General features: G+C 53.5%; 2 tRNA genes and 2 rRNA genes. All 4 read left to right on the top strand.

The window, feature by feature from the left end:
- The first annotated feature begins 7 nt into the window (after positions 1-7).
- A tRNA-Ala gene (locus tag IB263_RS33750) sits at positions 8-83 on the top strand.
- A 502-nt stretch (positions 84-585) separates the two neighbouring features.
- A 23S ribosomal RNA gene (locus IB263_RS33745) occupies positions 586-3,381 on the top strand.
- Between the two features lie 123 nt (positions 3,382-3,504).
- Positions 3,505-3,619: ribosomal RNA gene (rrf, locus tag IB263_RS33740) — 5S ribosomal RNA — on the top strand.
- A 205-nt stretch (positions 3,620-3,824) separates the two neighbouring features.
- Positions 3,825-3,901, top strand: a tRNA-Met gene (locus IB263_RS33735).
- Positions 3,902-3,943 lie beyond the last annotated feature (42 nt).

The raw sequence follows: 3,943 nt of genomic DNA, 5'->3' as shown, positions 1-3,943 counted from the left end.
AACGGTTGGGGCTGTAGCTCAGCTGGGAGAGCACCTGCTTTGCAAGCAGGGGGTCAGCGGTTCGATCCCGCTCAGCTCCACCAATTCGATTGGTGTTGAACTGACGGAAGATATCCTTGGAGAAAATAAGTTTGCATCGGCTTTAGGGCCTGATGCCTGTTCTGATTACATTGTGAAGAGAAGATATGTCTGGAAGCTTCCAGGTGTTTTGAATGATCTACGATCATTCGGGACGTCCGAGCCCAGATCCGATGAACCCATGGATGGTCTAGCCGACCGGATGTGGTGGAGGGTCTGGAGGTAGGAAGGAAGCCTTGTCCTTGAGGCATGATCATTGTTTGGGTGCTCACTTGTGAGTGCCCTTCTGGTGTTCATGCTGGATTGGTGTTGCCTGACCGCGCATCACCGGACAGATCTCGAGAAGCTGGTCTTAAGACAGGCTGCAAGTGAACCGCTCGGCGTGGTTCCAATAAAGCAGGCCTGTCGAACACGTCGATGGCATCTGATTGGCTCGGTTGTAAAAGGTAACCGAGTTGCCGCTTCCCTTCGGGAAGGCGGCTAAGGATGAGCATTGGCAATGAGAACGATCAAGTGTCAAAAGGGCATTTGGTGGATGCCTTGGCATGCACAGGCGATGAAGGACGTGATACGCTGCGATAAGCCGTGGGGAGCTGCGAATAAGCTTTGATCCATGGATCTCCGAATGGGGGAACCCACCTTAAATGCTTGGAAAATTTAAGTCGTGCGCAAGTACGGCTTAGGTTTCCAAGCATTGTTTAAAGGTATCTTATCCTGAATACATAGGGGTAAGAAGCGAACGCAGGGAACTGAAACATCTAAGTACCTGCAGGAAAGGACATCAACCGAGACTCCGCAAGTAGTGGCGAGCGAACGCGGACCAGGCCAGTGGCAATGAGGAATAAAGTGGAACGACATGGAAAGGTCGGCCGTAGAGGGTGATAGCCCCTTACACGTAGAACACTCATTGTCCTTGAGTAAGGCGGGACACGTGAAATCCTGTCTGAACATGGGGAGACCACTCTCCAAGCCTAAGTACTCGTGCATGACCGATAGCGAACAAGTACCGTGAGGGAAAGGTGAAAAGCACCCCGACAAGGGGAGTGAAATAGAACCTGAAACCGGATGCCTACAAACAGTTGGAGCCCGCAAGGGTGACAGCGTACCTTTTGTATAATGGGTCAACGACTTAGTGTGACGAGCAAGCTTAAGCCGATAGGTGAAGGCGCAGCGAAAGCGAGTCTGAACAGGGCGTTCAGTTCGTCGCATTAGACCCGAAACCGAGTGATCTAGCCATGAGCAGGTTGAAGGTTGGGTAACACCAACTGGAGGACCGAACCCGCATCTGTTGCAATAGATTGGGATGACTTGTGGTTAGGGGTGAAAGGCCAATCAAACTCGGAAATAGCTGGTTCTCCGCGAAAACTATTTAGGTAGTGCGTCGACCGAATACCCTCGGGGGTAGAGCACTGGATGGGCTATGGGGACTCACCGTCTTACTGATCCTAACCAAACTCCGAATACCGAGGAGTACTAGTCGGCAGACACACGGCGGGTGCTAACGTCCGTCGTGAAAAGGGCAACAACCCTGACCTCCAGCTAAGGTCCCCAAGTCATGGCTAAGTGGGAAAGGATGTGAGGATCCCAAAACAACCAGGATGTTGGCTTAGAAGCAGCCATCATTTAAAGAAAGCGTAACAGCTCACTGGTCTAAATAAGGGTCTTTGCGCCGAAAATGTAACGGGGCTAAAGCCATGCACCGAAGCTGAGGATACGTCGCAAGACGTGTGGTAGCGGAGCGTTCCGTAAGCCTGTGAAGGGATACCCGTGAGGGGTCCTGGAGGTATCGGAAGTGCGAATGTTGACATGAGTAACGATAAAGAGGGTGAGAGACCCTCTCGCCGAAAGACCAAGGGTTCCTGCTTAAAGTTAATCTGAGCAGGGTTAGCCGGCCCCTAAGACGAGGCGGACACGCGTAGTCGATGGGAACCACGTTAATATTCGTGGGCCTGGTGGTAGTGACGGATCGCTTAACTTGTTCACACTTATTGGATTGTGTGGGCGGGGACGCGGTTCCAGGAAATAGCTCCACCGTATAGACCGTACCCGAAACCGACACAGGTGGTCAGGTAGAGTATACCAAGGCGCTTGAGAGAACTATGCTGAAGGAACTCGGCAAATTGCACGCGTAACTTCGGAAGAAGCGTGACCCCAAGGGACGCAAGTCTGTTGGGGTGGCACAGACCAGGGGGTAGCGACTGTTTATCAAAAACACAGGGCTCTGCGAAGTCGCAAGACGACGTATAGGGTCTGACGCCTGCCCGGTGCTGGAAGGTTAAGAGGAGGGGTGCAAGCTCTGAATCGAAGCCCCAGTAAACGGCGGCCGTAACTATAACGGTCCTAAGGTAGCGAAATTCCTTGTCGGGTAAGTTCCGACCTGCACGAATGGCGTAACGACTTCCCCGCTGTCTCCAGCATAGACTCAGTGAAATTGAATTCCCCGTGAAGATGCGGGGTTCCTGCGGTCAGACGGAAAGACCCCGTGCACCTTTACTATAGCTTTACACTGGCATTCGTGTCGGCATGTGTAGGATAGGTGGTAGGCTTTGAAGCAGGGACGCCAGTTCTTGTGGAGCCATCCTTGAAATACCACCCTTATCGTCATGGATGTCTAACCGCGGTCCGTTATCCGGATCCGGGACAGTGTATGGTGGGTAGTTTGACTGGGGCGGTCGCCTCCGAAAGAGTAACGGAGGCGCGCGATGGTGGGCTCAGACCGGTCGGAAATCGGTCGTCGAGTGCAATGGCATAAGCCCGCCTGACTGCGAGACTGACAAGTCGAGCAGAGACGAAAGTCGGTCATAGTGATCCGGTGGTCCCGCGTGGAAGGGCCATCGCTCAACGGATAAAAGGTACGCCGGGGATAACAGGCTGATGACCCCCAAGAGTCCATATCGACGGGGTTGTTTGGCACCTCGATGTCGGCTCATCGCATCCTGGGGCTGGAGCAGGTCCCAAGGGTTTGGCTGTTCGCCAATTAAAGCGGTACGTGAGCTGGGTTCAGAACGTCGTGAGACAGTTCGGTCCCTATCTGCCGTGGGTGTAGGAATATTGACAGGATCTGTCCCTAGTACGAGAGGACCGGGATGGACATATCTCTGGTGGACCTGTTGTCCTGCCAAGGGCATAGCAGGGTAGCTATATATGGAATGGATAACCGCTGAAGGCATCTAAGCGGGAAACCAACCTGAAAACGAGTATTCCCTTGAGAACCGTGGAAGACGACCACGTTGATAGGCTGGGTGTGGAAGTGCGGCAACGCATGAAGCTTACCAGTACTAATCGTTCGATTGGCTTGATCGTTCCCATTGCTCATGCTCATCTTCAGATGAGCGACGTGTTCAAAACAAAACGAGTTGGCTCGACCAACTCACCAGCTTCTCATCCGGTTTGCGTCCGCTAGACGCAAATCTTGCGCTTTGCCGACCTGGTGGTTCTGGCGGGGTGGCTGCACCCGTTCCCATTCCGAACACGGCCGTGAAACGCCCCAGCGCCGATGGTACTTCGTCTTAAGACGCGGGAGAGTAGGTCGCTGCCAGGTCTGCAAATCGCAAGAAAATCCGGAAATCTTCTCGACACAAAACTCGGCCAAGCCGAAACGCAAGGGCCGCCACCAAGCGGCCTTTTTGCGTAGGTAAAATCGAAACACACAACGGGATTTTGCTTCGCAAAACCCGGACCGGAAAAAGCATAAACCGCAAGCGGTTTACGCTACCGCGCCAAATCCCACAGGGATTTGCGCTGGACGCGGGGTGGAGCAGCCCGGTAGCTCGTCAGGCTCATAACCTGAAGGCCGCAGGTTCAAATCCTGCCCCCGCAACCAAATCAAAAAAAGCCCGCATGGAGAAATCCAGCGGGCTTTTTG

This window comes from Ensifer sp. ENS03 (assembly GCF_014852035.1).
Taxonomy (GTDB): Bacteria; Pseudomonadota; Alphaproteobacteria; order Rhizobiales; family Rhizobiaceae; genus Ensifer; species Ensifer adhaerens.
The sequence above is the reverse complement of the archived record's forward strand: the minus strand, read 5'-3'. Positions and strand labels throughout refer to the sequence as shown.